The sequence below is a fragment of the Streptomyces sp. NPDC006510 genome, assembly GCF_040611955.1.
GTDB lineage: Bacteria > Actinomycetota > Actinomycetes > Streptomycetales > Streptomycetaceae > Streptomyces.
In genome coordinates this window covers 93871-114179 of record NZ_JBEXPH010000002.1, presented here as the reverse complement: position 1 = coordinate 114179, position 20309 = coordinate 93871, and the positions used below count along the sequence as shown (strand labels likewise).

Genomic DNA, 20309 nt, shown 5'->3' with positions numbered 1-20309 from the left:
GCGGGGTCTGCGCGCTCCCGAGGCGTCCGCTTAGGATGCGGGCAGGGGACCGGAGCTCCATCACCTCACGGAAGGGGCGGACCGCTACCCGGAAGCTTGTGTCGAGGAGACAGCGATGTCGACGATCCACCCCGACCCCGAAGCCACCGGTGCGCAGACCCCGCACCTCGACTTCGCGGGAACGACTCCGTACGAGGACTACGTCCAGGCGGATGTCCTGACCCACCTCCAGCACCCTCGCTCCGACGATCCGGGCGAAATGGTCTTCCTGGTCACCACCCAGGTCATGGAGCTGTGGTTCACCGTCATAGTCCACGAGTGGGAGACCGCCGCGCACGCCCTGCGCGAGGACCGGCTGACCGTCGCACGCGACGCGCTCAAGCGGTCGGTGCGGGAGCTGGAGGCGCTCAACGCCTCCTGGACCCCGCTCGCCCAGCTCACCCCCGCCCAGTTCAACTCCTACCGTGCCGCGCTCGGCGAGGGCTCCGGATTCCAGTCCGCGATGTACCGGCGGATGGAGTTCCTGCTCGGCGACAAGTCCGCGTCCATGCTGGTGCCGCACCGGGGCGCGCCCCGCGTCCACGCCGAGCTGGAGAAGGCGCTCGCCGAGCCGGGCCTGTACGACGAGACGCTCGCCCTGCTCGCCCGGCGCGGGTACGCCGTACCGCAGTCCGTGCTCGGCCGGGACCTGACGCAGAAGTACGAGCCGTCCCCCGAGGTCGAGGCGGTCTGGGCGGAGATCTACGCCGACCCCGAGCGGCACGAGGACCTGGTCCGGCTCGGCGAGGCGCTCACCGACGTCGGCGAGCTGGTCTGGCGCTGGCGCAACGACCATCTCGTCGCCACCCGGCGCGCGATGGGTTCGAAGACCGGGACCGGCGGTTCCGCCGGGGTCGCCTGGCTGGAGAAGCGGGCCACGAAGAACGTCTTCCCCGAGCTCTGGACGGCGCGCAGCCATGTCTGAGACCTTCGCCGCGCGGGCCGCGGCACTCGACGCCGCCGACCCGCTCGCGGACCGGCGGAAGCTGTTCACCCTCGACGACACCGTCTATCTCGACGGCAACTCGCTCGGCGCGCTGCCGGCGCACGTGCCCGCCCGGGTGCAGGAGGTCCTCACCCGCGAGTGGGGCGAGCTGCGCATCCGGTCCTGGGACGAGAGCGGCTGGTGGACCGCGCCGGAACGGATCGGTGACCGGATCGCCCCGCTGGTCGGGGCCGCCGCCGGGCAGATCGTGGTGGGCGACTCCACCAGCGTGAACGTCTTCAAGGCCGTCGTCGCCGCGACCCGGCTGGCGCCCCGGGGGCGCGACGAGATCCTCGTCGACGCGACGACCTTCCCCACGGACGGGTACATCGCCGAGTCCGCGGCCCGGATGACCGGCCACCGGCTCGTCCCGGTCGCCCCCGCCGAGGTGCCGGGCGCGCTGGGCCCCCGTACCGCGGCCGTTCTGCTCAACCATGTCGACTACCGCACCGGCAGGCTCCACGGCCTGCCCGGACTCACCGCAGCCGTGCACGAGGCGGGCGCCATCGCCGTCTGGGACCTGTGCCACAGCGCGGGCGCCCTGCCCGTCGGCCTCGACGAGCACGGCGTGGACCTGGCGGTCGGCTGCACGTACAAGTACCTGAACGGTGGCCCGGGTTCGCCCGCCTACATCTACGTCGCCGAGCGCCACCAGGCGGCCTTCGACTCGCCCCTGCCGGGGTGGACGTCGCACGCCGACCCGTTCGGCATGACCCCTGAATACACCCCGGCCGACGGCGCGGTACGAGGTCGGGTCGGCACCCCCGACATCGTCTCCATGCTGACGCTCGAAGCATCGCTGGACGTGTGGGACGGGGTGTTCATCGACGAGGTACGGGCGAAGTCCCTGGCGCTGACGGACTTCTTCCTGGAGTGCGTCGCCGGGTACGTGCCCGAGGGCCGGGTCGTCTCCGTCACCCCCGGGCGTGCGGAACGCGGCAGCCAGGTCGCGCTGCGCTGCGCGGACGCGGAGCCGGTGATGAGCGCGCTCATCGCCCGGGGCGTCGTCGGTGACCTGCGCCGGCCGGACGTGCTGCGGTTCGGATTCACGCCGCTGTACGTCGGGTTCGCGGACGTGGAGCGGGCGGCGCGGGTGCTGGGCGAGGTGCTGGCGGAGGGGTAGCCGGAGAGCCGGCCGGCCCCCTCCGGGGGAGCCGAACTCCTGCCGTGATCCTCGGCGGGGACGGGAGCCTTCCGTACTGGTACCGTCCCCGCAGGTCAGGCCAGTTGGGCTCAGCTACAGGACGGTTGGAGCAGCATGTCGGATTCTGCCGCGCGTGATCGGGACGCAGCCGAGACCGAGTCGGCCCTCTCGCATCCACCGGTCGCCCCCGACACATCCGCCGCCTACGGCAGCCACCCCGACCAGCTGATCGACTTCTACGCCCCGCGCGACGGGCGGACCGGGGCGCCGGTCGTGGTCGTCCTGCACGGCGGGGCGTGGCGGGCGCCGTACGACCGGCAGCATGTGTCGCCGTTCGCGGACTTCCTGGCCCGGCGCGGGTTCGCCGTCGCCAGTGTCGAGTACCGGTGCGGCAGCGAGATCCCGCAGCAGCGGGGTTCCGGCCCGGTCGCGGGCCGCTGGCCGGAGACCCTCGACGATGTCGCCGCGGCGATGGACGCGCTGCCGGCGCTGCTGGCCCGGGAACTCCCGGCGGCCGATGCCCGGCGGATCGTCGTCACCGGGCACTCGGCCGGCGGGCAGCTGGCCCTGTGGGCCGCCGCCCGGCACGTACTGCCCGAAGGGTCGCCGTGGCGGCTGCCCGCGCCGCCGCAGCTGCGGGGCGTCGTCGCCCTCGCACCGATCGCCGACTTCGCCACCGCCGTCGGGCTGGACGTGTGCTCCGGCGCGATCGTTCAATTCCTCGGCGGGGAGGAGGACTTCGGGGAGCGGGCCCCGCACGCCGACCCGGCGGCGCTGCTGCCCACCGGCATCGCGACGACCGTGGTGCAGGGCACCACCGACGTCGATGTGCCGCAGGCGGTCGCGGAGGCGTTCGTCGACGCGGCGGCGAAGGCCGGCGAGACGGTGGGGCTGACCCTGCTGCCCGACGTCGGCCACTACCCGCTGATCGACCCGGCGGCCGACGCGTGCGCGGTGGTGGCGGAGGAGATCGCACAGCTGGCCTGGTGAGAGGGGGCCGGTGGCCTGGTGGGAGGGGATCCGGCCGCTCGGCGGAGACCGTAGTACTTGCGATGGACGGCCCGGAATCCGTATCACTGCTGACGACCGGGCCCGGCCCGCCCCCCTAACGTGGAAGCGTGACCGAGACCAAGAGCAGAAGCCCGGAGTTCCAGCTGGCCGCGGGGGCGATAGGCGGCCTCCGGCAGGCCCTCTTCCACGATGCGTTCGCCTACCGTCCGATGCCGCGGCTGGGGACGGACGGGCCGCTGATCCGGCGGCTGCCGGAGCGGATTCGGAAGCGTGCCGTCTGGGCGCCGCACGCGGTCGTGGTGCTGGCCGCGCTCATCGCCTTCCTCACCGGGATCGCCTCGACGCGCTTTCCCCTCGCCGAGGTGCTCGCGGTGTTCCCGGCCATCGCCGTCGTGATGGCGCTGGTCAGGCCGGTCGGCGCGTTCTGGATGTCGTTGCTGCTGACCCCGGTGACCGCGGTGTTCGGCGGCAACGGGTGGCCGTGGGGGCCGACCACGTTCTTCGCGCACCTGGTCGTCCTGATCGTCGTCGCGGCCAGGACCGGGCCGCGTACCGCCGCCTGGATGTGGGGCCTCACCGTGCTGCTCGGCATGGTCATGGAGAACGCCGTCTGGCGGCCCGGGACCACCACCCTGGGCATGGCCCTGACCTCAGCGTTCGCCCTGCTCGTGGTCGCCATGGTGCAGATCCGTCGCGACGCGGAGCGCGAGGTGACGGTGCAGCGCACCGTGACCGCCGTCGAGCGCGACCGGCGCACGCTGCTGGAGGAGCGCACCACCATCGCCCGTGAGCTGCACGACGTGGTCGCGCACCACATGTCGGTCGTCGCGATCCAGGCCGAGGCCGCCCCGTACCGGGTGGAGAATCCGCCGCCCGAGCTGGAGCAGGCCTTCGTCACGATCCGGGAGAACGCCGTCGCCGCCCTCACCGAGCTGCGCCGGGTCCTCGGTGTCGTACGGGCCGAGGACTACCAGGCGCCGGACGCCCCGCAGCCCACGCTCGCCCAGCTCGACGGGCTCCTCGCCAATGTGAGCGAGGCGGGCCTGACGACGGAGAAGACCGTCACCGGTGCGGTACGTGAACTGCCGCAGGGCGTCGAACTGTCGGCGTACCGGATCATTCAGGAAGCCCTCAGCAACACGCTGCGGCACGCACCGGGCGCCTCCGCCAAGGTGGAGATCGGCTATGTGCTGGGCGGGCTGGGTCTGCGTATCGTCAATGGGCCGCCCACCGGTCCGGTGAAGCCTTCACCGGGGACCGGCCACGGGATCACGGGGATGCGGGAGCGGGTCGCGATGCTGAACGGCGACATGACGGCCGAGGCGACGGACGAGGGCGGGTACGAGATCGCCGTGTTCATCCCCGTACAGCCCGGCGAGCCCCGGGCGACGGAGCGGGCGGAACAGGCGGACCGGGCATGAGCACCTCCACCACCGCGTCCACCCCGACCATCCGGGTGCTGATCGTGGACGACCAGATGATGGTCCGCGAGGGCTTCTCGGTGCTGCTCAACGCCATGCCGGGGATCGAGGTCGTCGGCGAGGCCGTCGACGGCCGGCAGGCCATCGCACAGGTCGCGGCGCTGCGCCCCGATGTGGTCCTGATGGACATCCGGATGCCGGAACTCAACGGCATCGAGGCCACGCGCGAGATCGTCGCCGCCGACGCGGACGCCAAGGTTCTGGTGCTGACCACCTTCGACCTCGACGAGTACGTGTACCAGGCGCTGCGCGCCGGGGCGTCCGGCTTCCTCCTCAAGGACGCCTCCGCGCGCCAGCTGGCCGACGGGGTACGGGTGGTGGCCGCCGGCGAGGCGCTGCTCGCCCCGACCGTCACCAAGCGGCTGATCAACGAGTTCTCGAAGCTCGCGGAGGCGCCGCGTTCGCCCGCGCTCGCCCGGATCGGCGATCTCACCGAGCGCGAGACGGAGGTGCTCGTCCTCATCGCGCAGGGCCGGTCCAACGCCGAGATCGCCTCGCATCTGGTGGTGGCCGAGTCCACCATCAAGACGCATGTGAGCCGGATCCTGGTGAAGCTGGGGCTGCGCGACCGCACCCAGGCGGCCGTCTTCGCGTACGAGGCCCGGCTGGTCACACCGTCCTGAGGCCCGCCCCGAGGCCCGTACTGAGGTGGCGGGGCCGTGCGGGGAGGCCGGGAACGGGGCACTGGTGGTGCGGGGGAGGCCAGGGCGGGGGCACTGGCGGCGTGCGGGGAGGCCGGGGGTGCTGGTTGTGTGCGGGGTGGGTGGTCGGCGGCCGTGGGGTGCGGTTAGCGTCCGGCTATGCACCCGTCTCACCGTTCCGCGGCCGATGCCCCCTTCGACCCCTGGTCCCCGGCCTTCGTCGCCGACCCGTACCCCGCCTACGCCGCGCTGCGCGCCGCCGGCCGGGTGCACCGCTTCGAGCCGACCGACCAGTGGCTCGTCCCGCACCACGCCGATGTGTCCGCGCTGCTGCGCGACCGCCGCCTGGGGCGCACGTATCTGCACCGCTTCACCCACGAGGAGTTCGGCCGCACGCCGCCGCCCGCCGAGCACGAGCCCTTCCACACCCTCAACGGACAGGGGCTCCTCGACCTGGAGGCCCCCGACCACACCCGGATCCGGCGCCTGGTCTCCAAGGCGTTCACCCCGCGTACGGTCGAGCAGCTCGTCCCGACCGTGCGGCGGCTGGCCGCCGAGCTGGTCGACTCCTTCGTCGAGGCGGGCGGCGGGGACCTGCTCACGGCGGTCGCCGAGCCGCTGCCGGTGGCCGTGATCGCCGAGATGCTCGGCATCCCGGAGTCCGACCGGGCTCCGCTGCGGCCCTGGTCCGCGGCGATCTGCGGCATGTTCGAACTGAACCCGTCCGAGGAGACCGCCCGCGCCGCCGTCCGCGCCTCGCTCGACTTCTCCGCGTATCTGCGCGAGCTGATCGAGGAGCGGCGCAAGAACCCCGGTACGGATCTGATCTCCGCGCTCATCGCCGCCCACGACGAGGGGGAGCGGCTGAGCGAGCAGGAGATGATCTCCACCTGTGTGCTGCTGCTGAACGCCGGCCACGAGGCGACCGTCAACACCACTGTGAACGGCTGGTGGACGTTGCTGCGCCACCCCGAGCAGCTGGCCGCCCTGCGCGCCGACCACGGGCTGCTGCCGACGGCGGTCGAGGAGCTGATGCGGTACGACACTCCGTTGCAGATGTTCGAGCGCTGGGTCCTGGACGACATCGAGATCGACGGCACGGTCATTCCGCGCGGCTCGGAGGTGGCCCTGCTCTTCGGCTCCGCCAACCGCGACCCGGCCCGCTTCGCCGCCCCGGACACCCTGGACCTGGCCCGGCAGGACAACCCGCACATCACCTTCGGGGCGGGCATCCACTTCTGCCTGGGCGCCCCGCTGGCCCGGGTCGAACTGGCCGCGTCCTTCGGCGAGCTGCTGCGCCGCGCCCCAGGGATGCGGCTGGCGGCCGAGCCGGAGTGGAACCCGGGCTATGTGATCAGGGGCCTGAAGGAACTCCGCGTGGAGCTGTGACGAGGCTGCGGGCCGGGACTCCGGCGCGCCGGGCGTCCGGCTGCTCGGCGCTCAGCATCCCGGTCCGCAGGCCAGGGGAGGGCCTTCCAGCACGTCGAAGGCCACCCCGAAACCGGTGAGGGCCGCGAGCACCACCGCCGCCCCGAGCGCCCGTCGCCACCTCCGCCCCGCGAGGGCGACGAGGGCGAGCCCGGCCGTGAGGCCGCCGAGCGTCATGACCGGCAGCCCGAGCCAGAGCACATTCCACTCGGTTGCGCCCTCGAAGCCGCCGAAGATGCCGCGCCTGCCGTACGGCGCCCAGGCGAGCATCCCGGTGGCCCCGCCCGCGGCGACGACCAGGCATCCGGCGACCCCGCGGACGGCTTCGCTTCGGTTCTCCATGAACGGAGTGACGCGGGGGCGCCAGGGTGAGGTTGCACCCTCCTGGGGCTCCCCGCCCCCACGTCACCGTCACATCAGGACATCACCGTCATATCGGTGCATTGCTGTCATATCGGGGTGTTGCTGTCACACCGGCATCGCTGTCACGTCAGGACATCGCGCTTGCGCAATGCCCCCAGCCCGGCCCCGACCAGCGCCGCCGCGACGGCGGTGAGCGCGAGCACCGGGCCCCATTCCATTCCCGTGCCACCCGGTAGCTTCGGCAGGTGTGTGAATGGTGACAGGTCCATCACCGTCTGCGGCATATTGACGGCGGGCCCGAGCCACCCCAGCGCCAGACAGACCCCGGCGACGCCCCAGGCCGCCACCGCCGCCTTCGGGAACGCCCCGTACAGCAGGACCGTCACCCCGCCCAGCAGCCAGATCGCCGGCAGCTGCACCAGCGACGCACCCAGCACGGCCGGGAGTTCGTGGCCGTAGCCGACGGCCAGGCCGAGGCCGCCGGCCACCATGAGCAGGGTCGCGCCGCCGAACGCGATGACCAGATGACCGGCCGCCCACCCGATCCTGCTCACCCCGCCCGCCAGCACCGGTTCCGCGCGTCCGGCGGTCTCCTCGCCGTGCAGCCGCAGCACCGACGCGACGATGTACAGCGCCGCGACCATCCCGAGCACGGAGACCATCGCGGCGAGGAACGCGTCGGTCAGACCGGCCTGTCCGCCCATCCGCTCGAAGATCTCCCTGGTCTTCGCGTTGTCGCCGACGAGATCGGCCGCCCCGCCGGTCAGCCCGCCGAACGCGACGCCGACCACGGCGAAGGAGAGCGTCCACCCGGTCAACGCACCGCGCTGGAGCCGCAGCGCGAGACCGAACGCCGTGGAGATGCGCCCCTGCGCGGGCCCCGGTCTCGTCGCCAGGAAGCTCATGCCGACGTCGCGCCGCCCGGCCAGGCCGTACGCGAGGACGGCCTGGACCGCGACGGCTGCCACGAAGACGAGCAGCACCGACCAGCGCTCGTCCGCGTACGCCCGTACGTTCTCCGCCCAGCCGATGGGGGAGAGCCAGGTCAGCACGGAGGAGCCGTCGTCCGCCGCCGAGTCGCCCGCCGCCTTCAGGACGAACGCGGCACCGATCACCGCCGCCGTGAGCCCCTTGGCGAGCCGGGCGCTCTCGGTGAACTGCGCGGCGATCGCGGCCGTGCAGGCGAACAGCACACCGGTCCCGGCGACCGACAGGGCGAGGGCCACCGCCCCGGCGCCGCCCGCGCCCGATCCCGCCAGGCCCGCCGCGATCACCAGCGCCAGTGCCGCGTTCGCGATCACGGCGGCGAGGAGTGCGGCGGTCAGCGGGGCGCGGCGCCCCACCATCGCGGAGGAGAGCATCTCCTGGCGGCCGGTCTCCTCTTCCTCCCGGGTGTGCCGGATGACGACGATCAGGCTCATCACGGCCGCCAGCACCGCTCCGAAGCAGGCCATCCGCCAGCTCACGAGCCCGCCGACCGAGTCGTCGAAGACCGGTCCGTACATCGCCCGGAGCGAGCTGTTGCCATTCATCGACGCGGCGAGTTCGGCGCGCTGTGCGGCGGTGTCGTAGAGCGCGCCGAGGGAGCTGCTGACGGACGAGAAGGAGCCGCCGAGCACCAGCACCCAGACCGGCATCATGATCCGGTCGCGCCGCAGCGCGAGCCGCAGCAGGGTCCACGTCCCGGCGAGCTGCCCGGTCGCGGCCCGGGGCCGGTGCCGGGCACCGGCCGGGGCGGTCATGGTCACAGCAGTCATCGCGCCGCCACCCCCACGCCCTCGCCGCTGTCGGCCGCGTCCGTCGCGTAATGGCGCAGGAACAGCTCCTCCAGCGTGGGCGGCGTGCTGATCAGCGTCCGTACGCCCGAGGCGGTGAGTGACTTGAGGACGGCGTCCAGCTTGTCCGTGTCGACCTGGAGCGTGACCCGCAGGCCCTGGATGTCGAGGTCGTGGACGCCGGGCAGACGGGCGAGCCCGTTGGGCGCACCGGCCAGCTCGGCGCTGATGTTCGTACGCGTCAGGTGGCGCATGTCCGCCAGCGAGCCGGTCTCCACCGTCCGCCCCTGACGGATGATGCTGACCCGGTCGCAGAGCGTTTCGACCTCGCTGAGGATGTGGCTGGAGAGCAGGACCGTCCGCCCGCGGGCACGCTCCTCGGCGACGCAGTCCTGGAAGACCTCCTCCATCAGCGGGTCGAGTCCGCTGGTGGGTTCGTCCAGGATCAGCAGATCCACATCGGAGGCGAAAGCGGCGACGAGGGCGACCTTCTGGCGGTTGCCCTTGGAGTACGTACGCCCCTTCTTGGTCGGGTCGAGCTCGAACCGGTCGACGAGGTCGGCGCGCCGGGCCCGGTCGAGGCCGCCGCGCAGTCGGCCGTACAGGTCGATCACCTCGCCGCCGGAGAGGTTGCGCCACAGCGTGACGTCACCCGGGACGTACGCCACCTTGCGGTGGAGCTCCACCGCGTCGCGCCACGGGCCGCGGCCGAGCAGCTGGGAGGCGCCGGAGTCGGCCCGCAGCAGTCCCAGCAGCACCCGGATGGTGGTGGACTTCCCCGACCCGTTCGGCCCGAGGAAGCCGTGGACCTCGCCGGCCTCGACGGTGAGGTCGAGGCCGTCCAGCGCGCGTGTCCGACCGAACGACTTGTGCAGTCCGGCCACCGTGATTGCCTTCGTCATGTTTTGAACGTACGCTACTTTCACAAATTTGTGAAGTTAAGGAAGTGTATAAAGTTGGCGTCACGGCGGGGGCCGAAAATCGGGGGCCGGAAACAGGGGAGACGAGCGGGCGATGACCAGCGAGACCGACGTGACCGAACAGAACATGCGCTCCGGGCGTGACGCCGAGGCCGTGTCACGGTTCGTGGAGCGGTTCGCGTCCGATATGACCGAGGCCGGAATGCAGCGGATGGCGTCCCGGGTCTTCGCCGCACTCCTCGCGGACGACGACGGCTCCATGACCTCCGCCGAGCTCGCCCTGGCACTGCAGATCAGCCCGGCGGCCGTGTCGGGCGCGGTCAACTACCTCACGCAGGTCAGCATGGTCGGCCGGGAGCGCGAGCCGGGCTCGCGCCGCGACCGCTACCGGCTGCACGACGAGGTCTGGTACACCACCTTCGCCAACCGCGACCGGGTGCTCACCCGTTGGGAGAGCACCCTCAAGGAAGGTGTCCGCATCCTGGGCGAGGACACCCCGGCCGGCGCCCGTCTCGCCGAGACGGTGGCGTTCTTCGAGTTCCTGCAGGCGGAGCTGGTCGGGATGATGGAGCGCTGGCACGAGCACCGCAAGACGCTCGGCCTCCCGGACCGGAGCGGGCACGCACACGCCTGACGGGCGTGCACGTGTCCGTCACATCGGGCCGGGGAGCATGTCCACCAGGCCGTCGAGAGCATCGGGGTCGGACGGATCGATGTCCTGGAACGGGTCCTGCGGCCAGTACGGTCGCCCGTCGATCCGGGCGACGACCACCGCCTCCGTGTCGAGCCACCCGCGCAGCTCGGCGATCCCGGTGGGCGCGGGCAGCCCCGCCCAGGGGTATTTGTCCGGCCACGGCGGCATGAGCCTTGCAGGCGAGCGCCATCAGGAGGAAGCCGGCGACGAACACGGCGAGGCGCACCCACAGCAGCGCGACCGCTGCCCCGGCCCGGCCCAGTACCCGGCCGAGTGGCGCTACCGCTCCAGCGCGTCCGCCGTCCCCGGCAGATCCAGCGCGACCGGCGTCGCCCGAACGGCCCCGGCACGGGTACGTCCGCGTCCGTGTCCGACATCTCTCCCCACACCGCCCTTCCACCCCTGAGGCCCCCGCCGCCCCGTCCTGCCCGGCGCTACCCCTCCGCCACCGGCAGCATCAGCCCCCAGGCCCCCGCCCGCACCGTCCACGTCCTCGTCCGGACCGGACCGCCGACCTGTATGTCCGCCCGGTAGCGGAAGTCCGCGCCCGAGACCGTGACGGCCTTCGCCTCCGTCGTCACCGGGTCGGCCGCCGGCGGGCGGATCACCACTTCCGCGAGGCCCCCGTCGCCGCCCTGCGAGGTCACGGTCACCGATTCGACCGGGCGGTCCAGATCGTTCAGCAGCACGCCGTCCGCCTCGACCCGCAGCCGGTGCGTGGGCGGCGGGGCGGCGGGCGTCGGAGGAGCGGGGCGCACCAGGGTGCGGACCAGGTTGCGGCAGGTGTCCCAGACCGCGGTGACCCCCGTGTGCGCGGCCGCCGCGCCCGGCAGCGCGCTCAGGGCCGGGATGTGCAGCGCGCCCAGGACCACGCCGTCGCTGTCGTCGACCAGCAGGTCGAGCCTGCGCGCGGCACCGTCCAGCGCGGTGCGCGCCGCCGCCACCGCGCCCAGGGGCACGCCGAGCGAATGGGCGAGTTCCAGCGCGGCCGCGGTGCCGACCGGGATCAGCGAGAGCGCGCTCCCTGCTGGTTCCCGCTCCCGGTGCAGCTGGGCCACCGCCCGCCGCAGCGCGCGGTCGTCGCCGACCACCACCGGCCGCCGACTGCCCCGGCGGGACAGGGCCCGGGCGAATTCCTCGGGCCCGTCGGGCAGGCAGATCTTGGCGTGCGAACCGGCGCTCAGCACGTCCTTCGCGATACGCACGGACTCGCCGTCGGTCCGGCGGGCGACCGGGTCGATGACCACCAGCAGCTGGTGCGCACCGTCGCCGGGGGGCTGGGCAGCCGACACCTCGGTCCTTCCTCGGGTAGCATCTTGGTGCAAGAGCCCCTTGCGCTATTGCGCCAGGGGCTTCGTCTATTCCGGGGCACCCGGTTCGACGGTTCAGGCCTTGTCGTACATCGTCGTACGGCATGTACGACGTTTACGTACGCCCCCTGACCTTGGACATGCCCCGCCCGGAAGGGGTGTACGCCTGTGCCCGCACTTGTGCTGCTCGGTGCTCAGTGGGGTGACGAGGGCAAGGGAAAGGCCACCGACCTCCTCGGTGGATCCGTGGACTATGTGGTGCGTTACCAAGGCGGCAACAACGCCGGCCATACGGTGGTCGTCGGTGACCAGAAGTACGCACTGCATCTCCTCCCCTCCGGAATCCTTTCGCCGGGGTGTACCCCGGTCATCGGAAACGGTGTCGTCGTCGACCCGGCCGTCCTGCTCTCCGAGCTGAGTGGGCTGAACGACCGCGGCGTGGACACGTCCAAGCTGCTGATCAGCGGCAATGCCCATTTGATCACCCCGTACAACGTCACGATCGACAAGGTGACGGAACGGTTCCTCGGGAAGCGCAAGATCGGTACGACGGGTCGCGGTATCGGCCCGACGTACGCCGACAAGATCAACCGTGTGGGCATCCGCGTCCAGGATCTCTACGACGAGTCGATCCTGGAGCAGAAGGTCGAGGCGGCCCTGGAGCAGAAGAACCAGCTCCTCGCCAAGGTCTTCAACCGCCGTGCCATCGAGTCCGGCAAGATCGTCGAGGAGATGCTCCAGTACGCGGAGCAGATCAAGCCGTACGTCGCCGACACGACGCTGATCCTCAACGACGCCATCGACGCGGGCAAGGTCGTCCTCTTCGAGGGCGGTCAGGGCACGCTGCTCGACGTCGACCACGGCACGTACCCCTTCGTCACCTCGTCGAACCCGACCGCGGGCGGCGCCTGCACCGGTGCCGGCGTGGGCCCGACGAAGATCAGCCGGGTCATCGGCATCCTCAAGGCGTACACCACCCGCGTCGGCGCGGGCCCGTTCCCGACGGAGCTGCTCGACGAGGACGGCGAGGCGCTGCGCCGGATCGGTGGCGAGCGCGGTGTCACCACCGGCCGTGACCGTCGCTGCGGCTGGTTCGACGCGGTCATCGCGCGGTACGCGACCCGGGTCAACGGCCTCACCGACTTCTTCCTCACCAAGCTGGACGTGCTGACCGGCTGGGAGCAGATCCCGGTGTGCGTGGCGTACGAGATCGACGGCAAGCGCGTCGAGGAACTCCCGTACAGCCAGACCGACTTCCACCACGCGAAGCCGGTCTACGAGATGCTGCCGGGCTGGTCCGAGGACATCACGAAGGCCAAGACCTTCGGTGACCTGCCGAAGAACGCGCAGGCGTACGTGAAGGCGCTGGAGGACATGTCCGGCGCCCCGATCTCCGCGATCGGCGTCGGCCCCGGCCGCACCGAGACCATCGAGATCAACTCCTTCCTCTAGGGAATCCTGCGGGGAGCATCGCGGCGGCGGCCGACCGGACGTTACGGGTCGATCGCCGCCGCACACCCGCGTACGCGGGCCGGATGGTGTGACTGGTCTGTCCGCCATGAAGGAGCCAGAATGCTGCTGAGGTTCCGGGTGGCGAACGTCCGGTCCCTCCGCGACGAGCAGGAACTGTCGTTCGTCGCGTCCGAGGGCAGCGAGAGGGAACAGGCCGCGGCGCGTGAACTTGTCCTCTCGGATGACAGCCGGCTTCCCGTCCACACCGTCGTCGGTGTCTTCGGAGCCAATGCCTCCGGTAAATCCAATGTGATCGCGCTATCGGGCCGGTGCGGACGACAACGGGGTGATCTCCCTGCACTGGGCGGTCTTCCAGCTGCCGATCCATCTCGTGGATTACGTCGTGGCGCATGAACTGGCCCACGTCCGGGTAGCCGGACACGGTCCGGAGTACTGGCGCCTCCTGGGCAGGGCGTTGCCGGAGTGCCGTCGGCTGAAGACCGAGCTGGACGAACTGGGCCGTCGGGTATGGATGGGGGACCTCGCCTGATCGCTCCGGCGTCCCTCCCGCCGGATCCGTACGTCAGTCCTCGCCGCAGATCCGCAGCCCCTTCGGCGTCGCGCACGGCAGGTGCCCGTGCGTCCGGATCACGTCCTGGCCGTTGCCCCGGCTCAGATAGCCCAGGAAGCTGGAGGCCAGGGAGTCGGCGGGCGGCCGGCCGTAGGTGTAGGCGTACTCGATCTCGCGGTACGGATATGTGCTGGAGCCGATCGTGTCGACCGACGGGGTCGCGGAGTCGATGGCGAGCTGGTGGGCTCCCGACAGTTCGGAGCCGGAGCGCGGTTCGCTGTAGCCGATCGCGCCGCCCAACCGGCCGACGGTGGCCAGGACCTGTTCGGTGGAGTCGAGTTCGCAGCGTACGACCCTGGCCCGTACGTCGTCCTTGGTAGCGCAGTCGCGGGAGGACTGGGCGGGTTCGTTGCGGCCGAGCACGCGGCGCTGGAAGACCTCGCGGGTGCCGGAGTTGGTGTTCCGGTTGACCAGGAGGACGGGCAGGTCGGGGCCGCCGAGGGTCTTCCAGTTGCGGATCTCGCCGCGGTAGATCCGCCGGATGTCGGTGAGGCTCAGATTCTTCAGCGGTACCCGGTCGTTGACGACGAGGTGGAAGAGCGAGACGGCGACCTGGTTCTCGCGCAGTTGCGGGTAGCCGTCCGGTTTGGGGCCGTCGGAGAGGGCGATCAGCGCGGGGGAGCCGGACTTCCCGGCCTCGGCGCCCCGGTCGGCGAGTTCCCGTATCCCGGCGTTGCTGCCGTGCGGGTCCACGCGGATGTCGGAGCCCTCGCACTCCTTCTCGTACTTCTTCGCCAGCTCCGTCAGGACCGGTTCGAAGGCGGTGGAGCCGGTCACCTTCAGGGTGCCGCGGGCGCAGCCCATCGGGGGCGGGGTGTCGTCGCGCACCAGGATGATCGAGGCCAGCGTGACGACGCAGACGGTCAGCGCGACGGTGATCAGCCGGGCGGCCCGGCCGAACAGCGGAGGCTTGTCGTCGGGGCGGACCGCGCTGTTCGGTGTGACCTCGCCGTCCCGGATGCCGCCGACGATGCGGACGGGGCTGCCCACGGCCGCCCCGGTGAGCAGCACCAGCAGCTTGAAGTGTCGCCCTGGTTGAGCGGTACGCGCGGCAGCCGGATGAGCGGTCCGCTCTCGCGCAGCCCGGCGGCCGCGGTGAAGTGCTCCATCAGATGGTCGGCGCCGGGCGAGTGGGTGACCGCGACGCCGCGGACCGTGCGGCCGGTGAACTCGGCGGTCAGCCCGTGGAGTTCACGTCCGGTGTAGTCGTTGTCGGCGATGGACTGCGAGCCGTCGTTCTCTATCCGCAGCAGGACGAGCGTGGCATCGGCCATGTCCGGTGTCTCGTTGAAGAGGCCGAGCCGCACATTGGCCCGCCCCTGGCTGACGTCGCTGCCGATCGGGGTGTCCATCTGGACGCGGTAGCCGATCCACTGGACGGCCAAGTGGTGGACGCAGAACGAGAATCCGGGCGCCACGGGAGTCTGGGCCGACCGGGGGGCCTGTACGGGCGGGGTCTCGGACTTCGTCATCAGCGAGGCGCGGTTCGACGAGATCTTCCCGGACCGCAACCCCTTCTACACGTACCAGGACCTGATCGACGCCCTCCACGCCTACCCGCGCTTCGCGAACACCGGCACACCGGCCATGCGGGCCCGGGAGGCCGCGGCGTTCCTGGCCCACGCGGACTTCGAGTCGGTCGGGTTGCAGTACGTGAAGGAGATCAACGAGGCCAACTACTGGCGCAAGTGTGACTACAGCCGGCCCTACGGCTGCCCGGCGGGGCAGAAGGCGTACTACGGCCGGGGCCCGATCATGTTCAGCTGGAACTTCAACTACAAGGCCGCGGGCGACGCGCTCGGCCTCGATCTCCTCAACAACCCCTGGCTGGTCGAGCAGGACCCGTCCGTGGCCTGGCAGACGGCGCTCTGGTACTGGAACACCCAGAACGGCCCCGGCGCGATGACCTCGCACGAGGCGATGGTCGGCGGTGCGGGCTTCGGCGAGACGATCCGTTCGCTCAACGGCGCCCTGGAGTGCGACGGCGGCAACCCCGCCTCGGTCGCGGCCCGGGTCGCCAAGTACGAGCGGATCACGTCCGTCCTCGGCACGGCACCCGGTTCCGGGCTGACCTGCTGACGCCGGGTCATGCGATGCGCCGTAGGTGCGCCCCGGGCGCGCCCCCGAAAGGAGTGCCGTTCTGGTCCAGACCTTGACAGGTTCAGACCATTGCCGCTTGAGTGACGGGCAACCCCCATGGCGGCGCACCGTCCAGTTCGGCGCGCCGCACCGAAGGAGTGATCGCATGATCAGGCACTTCACGGGTCTGCTGGCCGCACTGGCCGCGGTCGTCGCAACGGTCGTCTTTCTCCCGGTGGCCAACGCGGCCGGCGCGGCGGCCGAAGCCGACTGCGCGGCACCCTGGAACTCCTCTTCCGTGTACACCGGTGGCGGATCGGCCTCCTACAACGGACACAACTGGACCGCCAAGTGGTGGACCCAGAACGAGACCCCCGGAAGCTCCGACGTCTGGGCGGACCAGGGGAGTTGCGGCGGTGGCGGCACGGACCCGGGCACCCCGTCCGGCTTCGTCGTCAGCGAGGCGCAGTTCAACCAGATGTTCCCGAACCGGAATTCGTTCTACACGTACGAAGGGCTGACCGCGGCCCTGAGTGCCTACCCGGCCTTCGCGAATACCGGCAGCGACACCGTCAAGCGCCAGGAGGCGGCGGCGTTCCTCGCCAATGTCAGTCACGAGACGGGCGGCCTGATGTACGTGGTCGAGCAGAACACGTCCAACTACCCCCACTACTGCGACAGCAGCCAGCCCTACGGCTGCCCGGCCGGTCAAGCCGCGTACTACGGCCGCGGCCCGATCCAGCTCAGCTGGAACTTCAACTACAAGGCCGCCGGTGACGCGCTCGGCATCGATCTGCTGGCCAACCCGTACCTGGTCGAGCAGAACGCCTCGGTCGCCTGGCAGACCGGCCTCTGGTACTGGAACACCCAGAACGGCCCCGGCACCATGACCGCCCACAACGCCATGGTGAACGGCGCCGGGTTCGGCGAGACCATCCGGTCCATCAACGGCACCCTGGAGTGCAACGGCGGCAATCCCGCCCAGGTCCAGAGCCGCATCGACCGCTACAAGGCGTTCGTGCAGATCCTCGGCGCCACCCCCGGCTCCAACCTGAGCTGCTGACCCCCGGCTCCTGTTCTCCCCCACCCGGCGGGGGCGTGCCCGGCTCCGGCCGGACACGCCCCCGTTCCGGTTCAGCCGGCGGTGTCGGCCTCCTCGATGGCCAGGGCCCGGAAGGCGAGCCACAGGTCGTAGCGGGCGCTGGGCGCCTGGAGCAGGGAGCGGCCGAGGGTCGTTTCGAGCCGGGTGAGGCGCTTGCGGACACCCGGCACCGAGAGGCCCAGCGATTCGGCGGTCGGGGCCAGTTGGGCTTCGCAGCGCAGCCACGTGCGGAGGGTCTGCCAGGGGTCGGAGGCGCTCCTGGGGGTGCCGGGCCCGGTGAGCGGGCGCAGTTGCTGGGACGCCCATTCCCGCACGGCCGGGACGCGCAGGATGTCGTCCAGGCGGAGCGGCGGCCGGGCCGCCTGTTCGTCCCGGCGGCCCCTCCGGGACGTGGTGGGGGTGGCCCGGATGCGCAGGGCCAGGTCGAGGGCGGCCTGGTCGCCGACCCGGTTCAGGTCCAGGCCGAGCAGTTCGCCGATCAGCCGGAGCCTTGCGGCCAGGGTGTTGCGGTGGATCTTCAGATGCTGGGTCGCGTGCGAGGAGAACGCCAGCCAGGAGGCGAGCGTGGCCGCGAGTTCCTGGCTTCCCGGGTCCTGGCCGCGCCGCGGCAGATACGTGAGCAACGGGTGCAGCAGTTCGTCCGCCCACTGTGCGCCGGCCGCCCCGGCGGCCACGGCCGGGTCCGGCGCCGCGCCGAAGCGGGCATGCCGGGCTGGCAGCCCGCGGGCCACGGCCAGTGCGTGGAACGACTGGCGGTAACCGGTCGCGGTGTCGGACAGCGGTACGTCCTCGCTCACCCCCACGACGCACTCGGTGACCACCTCGGCGACCCGGAGGCCGAGCCGCCGTTCGGCCGCGGCCGCGTCCGCCGGCACGACGAGGATCAGATGACGCGCGTACACCGGACAGCGGACGATCCAGGACCGGCCGCCCGAGAGCTCCGCGCAGATCCGTGCCACCTCGTCCCGGCGGCCGCCCGGACACTCCACGACGTACACCCGGACGGGGTCGGGCAGGGTGGGTTTCAGCGCGCCCGCCACCTGGTGCGCGATGGACAGCTGACCCGTCATGAGCAGATGCAGCACCGCTTCCCGGCTGCGGGACTCCGCGAGGTCGACGCGGCGCCGCTTGCGTTCCACGGCCTCCGCGGCCCAGCACATGGCGAGGGGCATCGCCACGTCGGAGAGCAGGATGGCGAGCCCGTCCGGCAGCGGGCGCGGGGCGACCACGGCCAGGATCGGGGTGGCGGCGTCCGGCGGGCCGTCCAGCGGGAACAGCAGCGCGGTGTGCGTTCCCCGGTCGAAGGCGAAGGAACGCGCGTCGAGCCCCGACAGGCCCTTCGCGTACTCGCCCGCCAGCGCGGCCGCCTCGACGCCAGTACCGTCCGTGCTCCGGGTCACGCCGTGCAGCACGGTGCCGTCCCCGTCGAGCAGCCCGGCCCAGCCCGCCGCCCGGCCGGACACCCAGTGCAGGAGCTCCCGGGACCCGCCCGACCGGGCCAGCCGGTACATCCGCAGTACGTCATCGGCCCGTTCCCGCGCGTGCACAGGTCCTCCACTCCTGCTCAAAAAACCGGAATGCAGGCTACCGGTTTGATTGTGCGGACTGATACCCGTGGTGGCCCACACAGTGCGAATTGAAGCTTCCGGGTACGTACCCGAGGACCTAGAGTCCGAACACGGTTGCGGCACCCCTTGGGGGAGGGGTACGGGGGCGACGGCAGCGGCTCACGGGGGTGGCCGCTGTTCGTCGGCCGCAACCGTTCTACTTCTTCCGTTGTCAGTGGCGGCCCCTAGTGTCGGCTCACGATCACGACCGGGATCGAAGCCGACCGGGAGAGGCTGCCGCCATGGAGTTCCGCATTGAGCGCAGCGCACTGACCGATGCCGTGGCCTGGGCCGCCTGGGTGCTGCCCACGCGCTCGCCCGTCCCCGTGCTCGGCGGCTCGGCCGGTTTCGAGCTGGCCGGGATGCGTACGACGGTGCGCCTGCTCGACGGCCGACTGCCGCGTCACGACAAGCTGTTCGCGATGACCGGCGCGGTCACGGCGGAGACGGACCGGGCGCCCCTGGTCGAGGCCGTCAAGCGGGTCGCCGTGGTCGCGGAGGGCGGCAGCCCGCTCCGCCTCAACTTCTCCGAGGGCTCGGTGCTGCTCCGGGCGGGTTACGAGGACGATGTCGCCTCCCGGCGCCTGCCCGCCGTGCTGGAGGGCGCCGACGACCTGACGGTCGCCTTCAACCCCGCGTATCTGATGGACGCCCTGGGCTCGTTCGACACCCCCGTGATCAGGTTCGAGCTGATGGGCCCGGGGCAGCGCGCCATGGTCACCGGCCGGACGCCCGGCGATGACCCGGCGGACCGCTGCCCCGGTCACCAGCACCTGCTGATGTCGGCCAAGCCGCTGCTCCAGGACGCGTCATGACCTCCGAGCGGTGGAGCACCCATGCGGTCGAGTTCCGTGGCGACGTCGTGACGAAGCGGTACCGCAAGGGCGACGTCCGTGCCCTGCTCGACCGCGAGTGGCGGGCGCTGACCCTGCTGGACGCCCATGCACCGGGCCTCGCCCCCGCACCGATCGCCGTCGACCGCGACGCCGTCCCACCGACCGTGGTGATGTCACGGGTGCCGGGGGTGCCCCTGCGTGGAGCGCCGGTGGACGCGGAACGACTGTCGGCGATGGCCGAAGCGCTCGACGCGCTGTACGGAGCCGTTCCGCAGGACCGGCTCGTACGGGTGCCGGTACGCCCCGACCACGAGGCCGGACTGAGCGCGCGGCTGCGCACCCGGCACGGCCGGAACCCGTCACCGGCCGATGCGGCGGCGGTGCGCGAAGCGCTGCGCGAGGGCATGGCCTGGCTGGACGGCCGCGACCGGGCCGCCGCGCCGGGCGCACCCGCGCCGGTCTTCGGACCCGGCGACGGAAACCTCGCCAACTACCTCTGGGACGCGGAGACGTCACGCGTCGCGGTGGTCGACTTCGAGGACTCCGGCCGCAGCGACCGCGCCTTCGAACTCGCGGAGATCACCGAGCATGTGTCCGCCTGGATCGACGGCGGCTTCGACACCGCCGCCTTCCTCGCCCGTTTCGAGCTGGACGCCCAGGAGCGCACCCGGCTGCGGGAGTGCCGCCGACTGCTGGCGCTGGCCTGGTTGTCCATCCTCTCGTCCGAGGACCCCGCGCATCCCAGGAACCCTCCCGGCACCGCGGAGCGGCAGGCGCTCCGGCTGCGCGAACTGCTGGGCTGACCGGCACG

General features: G+C 71.7%; 17 protein-coding genes and 3 pseudogenes. 13 read left to right on the top strand and 7 right to left on the bottom strand.

Going from position 1 to position 20309, the window contains the following annotated elements; genetic code table 11:
• The first annotated feature begins 115 nt into the window (after nucleotides 1-115).
• The 6 genes from ABZY11_RS01530 (at nucleotide 116) to ABZY11_RS01505 (ending at nucleotide 6690) form a co-directional block, all read left to right on the top strand.
• On the top strand, nucleotides 116-964 hold the full coding sequence (locus tag ABZY11_RS01530; RefSeq protein WP_356477165.1) for a tryptophan 2,3-dioxygenase family protein: 849 nt from the start codon (nucleotides 116-118) through the stop codon (nucleotides 962-964).
• Complete coding sequence (kynU, locus tag ABZY11_RS01525) at nucleotides 957-2147, top strand: kynureninase (RefSeq protein ID WP_356477164.1); 1191 nt, start codon at nucleotides 957-959, stop codon at nucleotides 2145-2147. The genes ABZY11_RS01530 and kynU overlap by 8 nt, the downstream gene beginning before the upstream one ends.
• A 135-nt stretch (nucleotides 2148-2282) precedes the next feature.
• On the top strand, nucleotides 2283-3158 hold the full coding sequence (locus ABZY11_RS01520; protein WP_356477163.1) for an alpha/beta hydrolase: 876 nt from the start codon (nucleotides 2283-2285) through the stop codon (nucleotides 3156-3158).
• A 128-nt stretch (nucleotides 3159-3286) separates the two neighbouring features.
• Nucleotides 3287-4600, top strand: a complete 1314-nt coding sequence (locus ABZY11_RS01515) for a histidine kinase (protein ID WP_356477162.1) — start codon at nucleotides 3287-3289, stop codon at nucleotides 4598-4600.
• Nucleotides 4597-5283, top strand: coding sequence for a response regulator transcription factor (locus ABZY11_RS01510; RefSeq protein WP_356477161.1), 687 nt, complete (start codon nucleotides 4597-4599; stop codon nucleotides 5281-5283). The genes ABZY11_RS01515 and ABZY11_RS01510 overlap by 4 nt, the downstream gene beginning before the upstream one ends.
• A gap of 177 nt (nucleotides 5284-5460) precedes the next feature.
• Nucleotides 5461-6690 (top strand): cytochrome P450, encoded by a 1230-nt coding sequence (locus tag ABZY11_RS01505; RefSeq protein WP_356477160.1) that lies wholly within the window; start codon nucleotides 5461-5463, stop codon nucleotides 6688-6690.
• A 51-nt stretch (nucleotides 6691-6741) separates the two neighbouring features.
• Here the strand turns inward: ABZY11_RS01505 and ABZY11_RS01500 are convergent, their stop codons facing one another.
• From ABZY11_RS01500 to ABZY11_RS01490, 3 genes are all read right to left on the bottom strand, one after another.
• Nucleotides 6742-7071 (bottom strand): hypothetical protein, encoded by a 330-nt coding sequence (locus ABZY11_RS01500; RefSeq protein WP_356477159.1) that lies wholly within the window; start codon nucleotides 7069-7071, stop codon nucleotides 6742-6744.
• A 143-nt stretch (nucleotides 7072-7214) separates the two neighbouring features.
• Complete coding sequence (locus tag ABZY11_RS01495) at nucleotides 7215-8849, bottom strand: ABC transporter permease (RefSeq protein ID WP_356477158.1); 1635 nt, start codon at nucleotides 8847-8849, stop codon at nucleotides 7215-7217.
• A complete protein-coding gene (locus tag ABZY11_RS01490; protein ID WP_356477157.1) occupies nucleotides 8846-9769 on the bottom strand; it encodes an ABC transporter ATP-binding protein in 924 nt (307 codons plus the stop codon). Before ABZY11_RS01490 ends, ABZY11_RS01495 begins: the two co-directional genes overlap by 4 nt.
• A gap of 112 nt (nucleotides 9770-9881) precedes the next feature.
• Here ABZY11_RS01490 and ABZY11_RS01485 point away from each other — a divergent pair, with 112 nt between their 5' ends.
• Nucleotides 9882-10421: a MarR family transcriptional regulator gene (locus ABZY11_RS01485; RefSeq protein ID WP_356477156.1), complete on the top strand. Its 540-nt coding sequence runs from the start codon at nucleotides 9882-9884 to the stop codon at nucleotides 10419-10421.
• Nucleotides 10422-10439: 18 nt separating this feature from the next.
• Here ABZY11_RS01485 and ABZY11_RS01480 read toward each other — a convergent pair whose 3' ends face one another.
• Nucleotides 10440-10649: a hypothetical protein gene (locus ABZY11_RS01480; RefSeq protein ID WP_356477155.1), complete on the bottom strand. Its 210-nt coding sequence runs from the start codon at nucleotides 10647-10649 to the stop codon at nucleotides 10440-10442.
• A gap of 266 nt (nucleotides 10650-10915) precedes the next feature.
• Nucleotides 10916-11773 carry a diacylglycerol kinase family protein gene (locus ABZY11_RS01475; protein ID WP_356477154.1) on the bottom strand — a complete coding sequence of 286 codons (858 nt, stop codon included), beginning with the start codon at nucleotides 11771-11773 and terminating at the stop codon, nucleotides 10916-10918.
• A gap of 186 nt (nucleotides 11774-11959) precedes the next feature.
• Between ABZY11_RS01475 and ABZY11_RS01470 the strand changes: the two genes are divergently transcribed.
• Both ABZY11_RS01470 and ABZY11_RS01465 read left to right on the top strand, forming a co-directional pair.
• Nucleotides 11960-13243 carry an adenylosuccinate synthase gene (locus tag ABZY11_RS01470; RefSeq protein ID WP_356477153.1) on the top strand — a complete coding sequence of 428 codons (1284 nt, stop codon included), beginning with the start codon at nucleotides 11960-11962 and terminating at the stop codon, nucleotides 13241-13243.
• A gap of 346 nt (nucleotides 13244-13589) precedes the next feature.
• On the top strand, nucleotides 13590-13793 hold the full coding sequence (locus tag ABZY11_RS01465; RefSeq protein WP_356477152.1) for a M48 family metallopeptidase: 204 nt from the start codon (nucleotides 13590-13592) through the stop codon (nucleotides 13791-13793).
• Between the two features lie 33 nt (nucleotides 13794-13826).
• On the opposite strand, the pseudogene ABZY11_RS01460 reads toward ABZY11_RS01465, so the two are convergent.
• Nucleotides 13827-15346 (bottom strand): annotated as a pseudogene (locus tag ABZY11_RS01460) (substrate-binding domain-containing protein).
• Between ABZY11_RS01460 and ABZY11_RS01455 the strand changes: the two are divergent.
• Together ABZY11_RS01455 and ABZY11_RS01450 are read left to right on the top strand one after the other, a co-directional pair.
• Nucleotides 15246-15953 (top strand): annotated as a pseudogene (locus ABZY11_RS01455) (glycoside hydrolase family 19 protein); the annotation flags it as partial. The pseudogenes ABZY11_RS01460 and ABZY11_RS01455 sit on opposite strands and share 101 nt — an antisense overlap.
• 166 nt (nucleotides 15954-16119) lie before the next feature.
• A complete protein-coding gene (locus tag ABZY11_RS01450) occupies nucleotides 16120-17016 on the top strand; it encodes a glycoside hydrolase family 19 protein (RefSeq protein WP_356477151.1) in 897 nt (298 codons plus the stop codon).
• Nucleotides 17017-17087: 71 nt separating this feature from the next.
• On the opposite strand, the gene ABZY11_RS01445 is transcribed toward ABZY11_RS01450, so the two are convergent.
• Entirely contained in the window at nucleotides 17088-18566 is a 1479-nt protein-coding gene (locus tag ABZY11_RS01445) for a helix-turn-helix domain-containing protein (protein ID WP_356477214.1), read from the bottom strand.
• A gap of 431 nt (nucleotides 18567-18997) precedes the next feature.
• On the opposite strand from ABZY11_RS01445, the pseudogene ABZY11_RS01440 reads away from it, so the two are divergent.
• Nucleotides 18998-19477 (top strand): annotated as a pseudogene (locus ABZY11_RS01440) (DNA polymerase III subunit beta); the annotation flags it as partial.
• The gene (locus ABZY11_RS01435; RefSeq protein WP_356477150.1) at nucleotides 19474-20301 is read left to right on the top strand and encodes an aminoglycoside phosphotransferase family protein; all 828 of its coding nucleotides are present in this window, start codon (nucleotides 19474-19476) and stop codon (nucleotides 20299-20301) included. The pseudogene ABZY11_RS01440 and the gene ABZY11_RS01435, both read left to right, overlap by 4 nt.
• Nucleotides 20302-20309 lie beyond the last annotated feature (8 nt).

What these genes read in the sequence shown, in the direction of transcription:
- ABZY11_RS01530 (WP_356477165.1), top strand. Translation starts at nt 116, where the DNA reads ATGTCGACGATCCACCCCGACCCCGAAGCCACCGGTGCGCAGACCCCG.
- ABZY11_RS01520 (WP_356477163.1), top strand. Translation starts at nt 2,283, where the DNA reads ATGTCGGATTCTGCCGCGCGTGATCGGGACGCAGCCGAGACCGAGTCG.
- ABZY11_RS01510 (WP_356477161.1), top strand. Translation starts at nt 4,597, where the DNA reads ATGAGCACCTCCACCACCGCGTCCACCCCGACCATCCGGGTGCTGATC.
- ABZY11_RS01495 (WP_356477158.1), bottom strand. Translation starts at nt 8,849, where the DNA reads ATGACTGCTGTGACCATGACCGCCCCGGCCGGTGCCCGGCACCGGCCC.
- ABZY11_RS01435 (WP_356477150.1), top strand. Translation starts at nt 19,474, where the DNA reads ATGACCTCCGAGCGGTGGAGCACCCATGCGGTCGAGTTCCGTGGCGAC.
- ABZY11_RS01485 (WP_356477156.1), top strand. Translation starts at nt 9,882, where the DNA reads ATGACCAGCGAGACCGACGTGACCGAACAGAACATGCGCTCCGGGCGT.
- kynU (WP_356477164.1), top strand. Translation starts at nt 957, where the DNA reads ATGTCTGAGACCTTCGCCGCGCGGGCCGCGGCACTCGACGCCGCCGAC.
- ABZY11_RS01500 (WP_356477159.1), bottom strand. Translation starts at nt 7,071, where the DNA reads ATGGAGAACCGAAGCGAAGCCGTCCGCGGGGTCGCCGGATGCCTGGTC.
- ABZY11_RS01445 (WP_356477214.1), bottom strand. Translation starts at nt 18,566, where the DNA reads ATGTACCGGCTGGCCCGGTCGGGCGGGTCCCGGGAGCTCCTGCACTGG.
- ABZY11_RS01450 (WP_356477151.1), top strand. Translation starts at nt 16,120, where the DNA reads ATGATCAGGCACTTCACGGGTCTGCTGGCCGCACTGGCCGCGGTCGTC.
- ABZY11_RS01490 (WP_356477157.1), bottom strand. Translation starts at nt 9,769, where the DNA reads ATGACGAAGGCAATCACGGTGGCCGGACTGCACAAGTCGTTCGGTCGG.
- ABZY11_RS01480 (WP_356477155.1), bottom strand. Translation starts at nt 10,649, where the DNA reads ATGCCGCCGTGGCCGGACAAATACCCCTGGGCGGGGCTGCCCGCGCCC.
- ABZY11_RS01505 (WP_356477160.1), top strand. Translation starts at nt 5,461, where the DNA reads ATGCACCCGTCTCACCGTTCCGCGGCCGATGCCCCCTTCGACCCCTGG.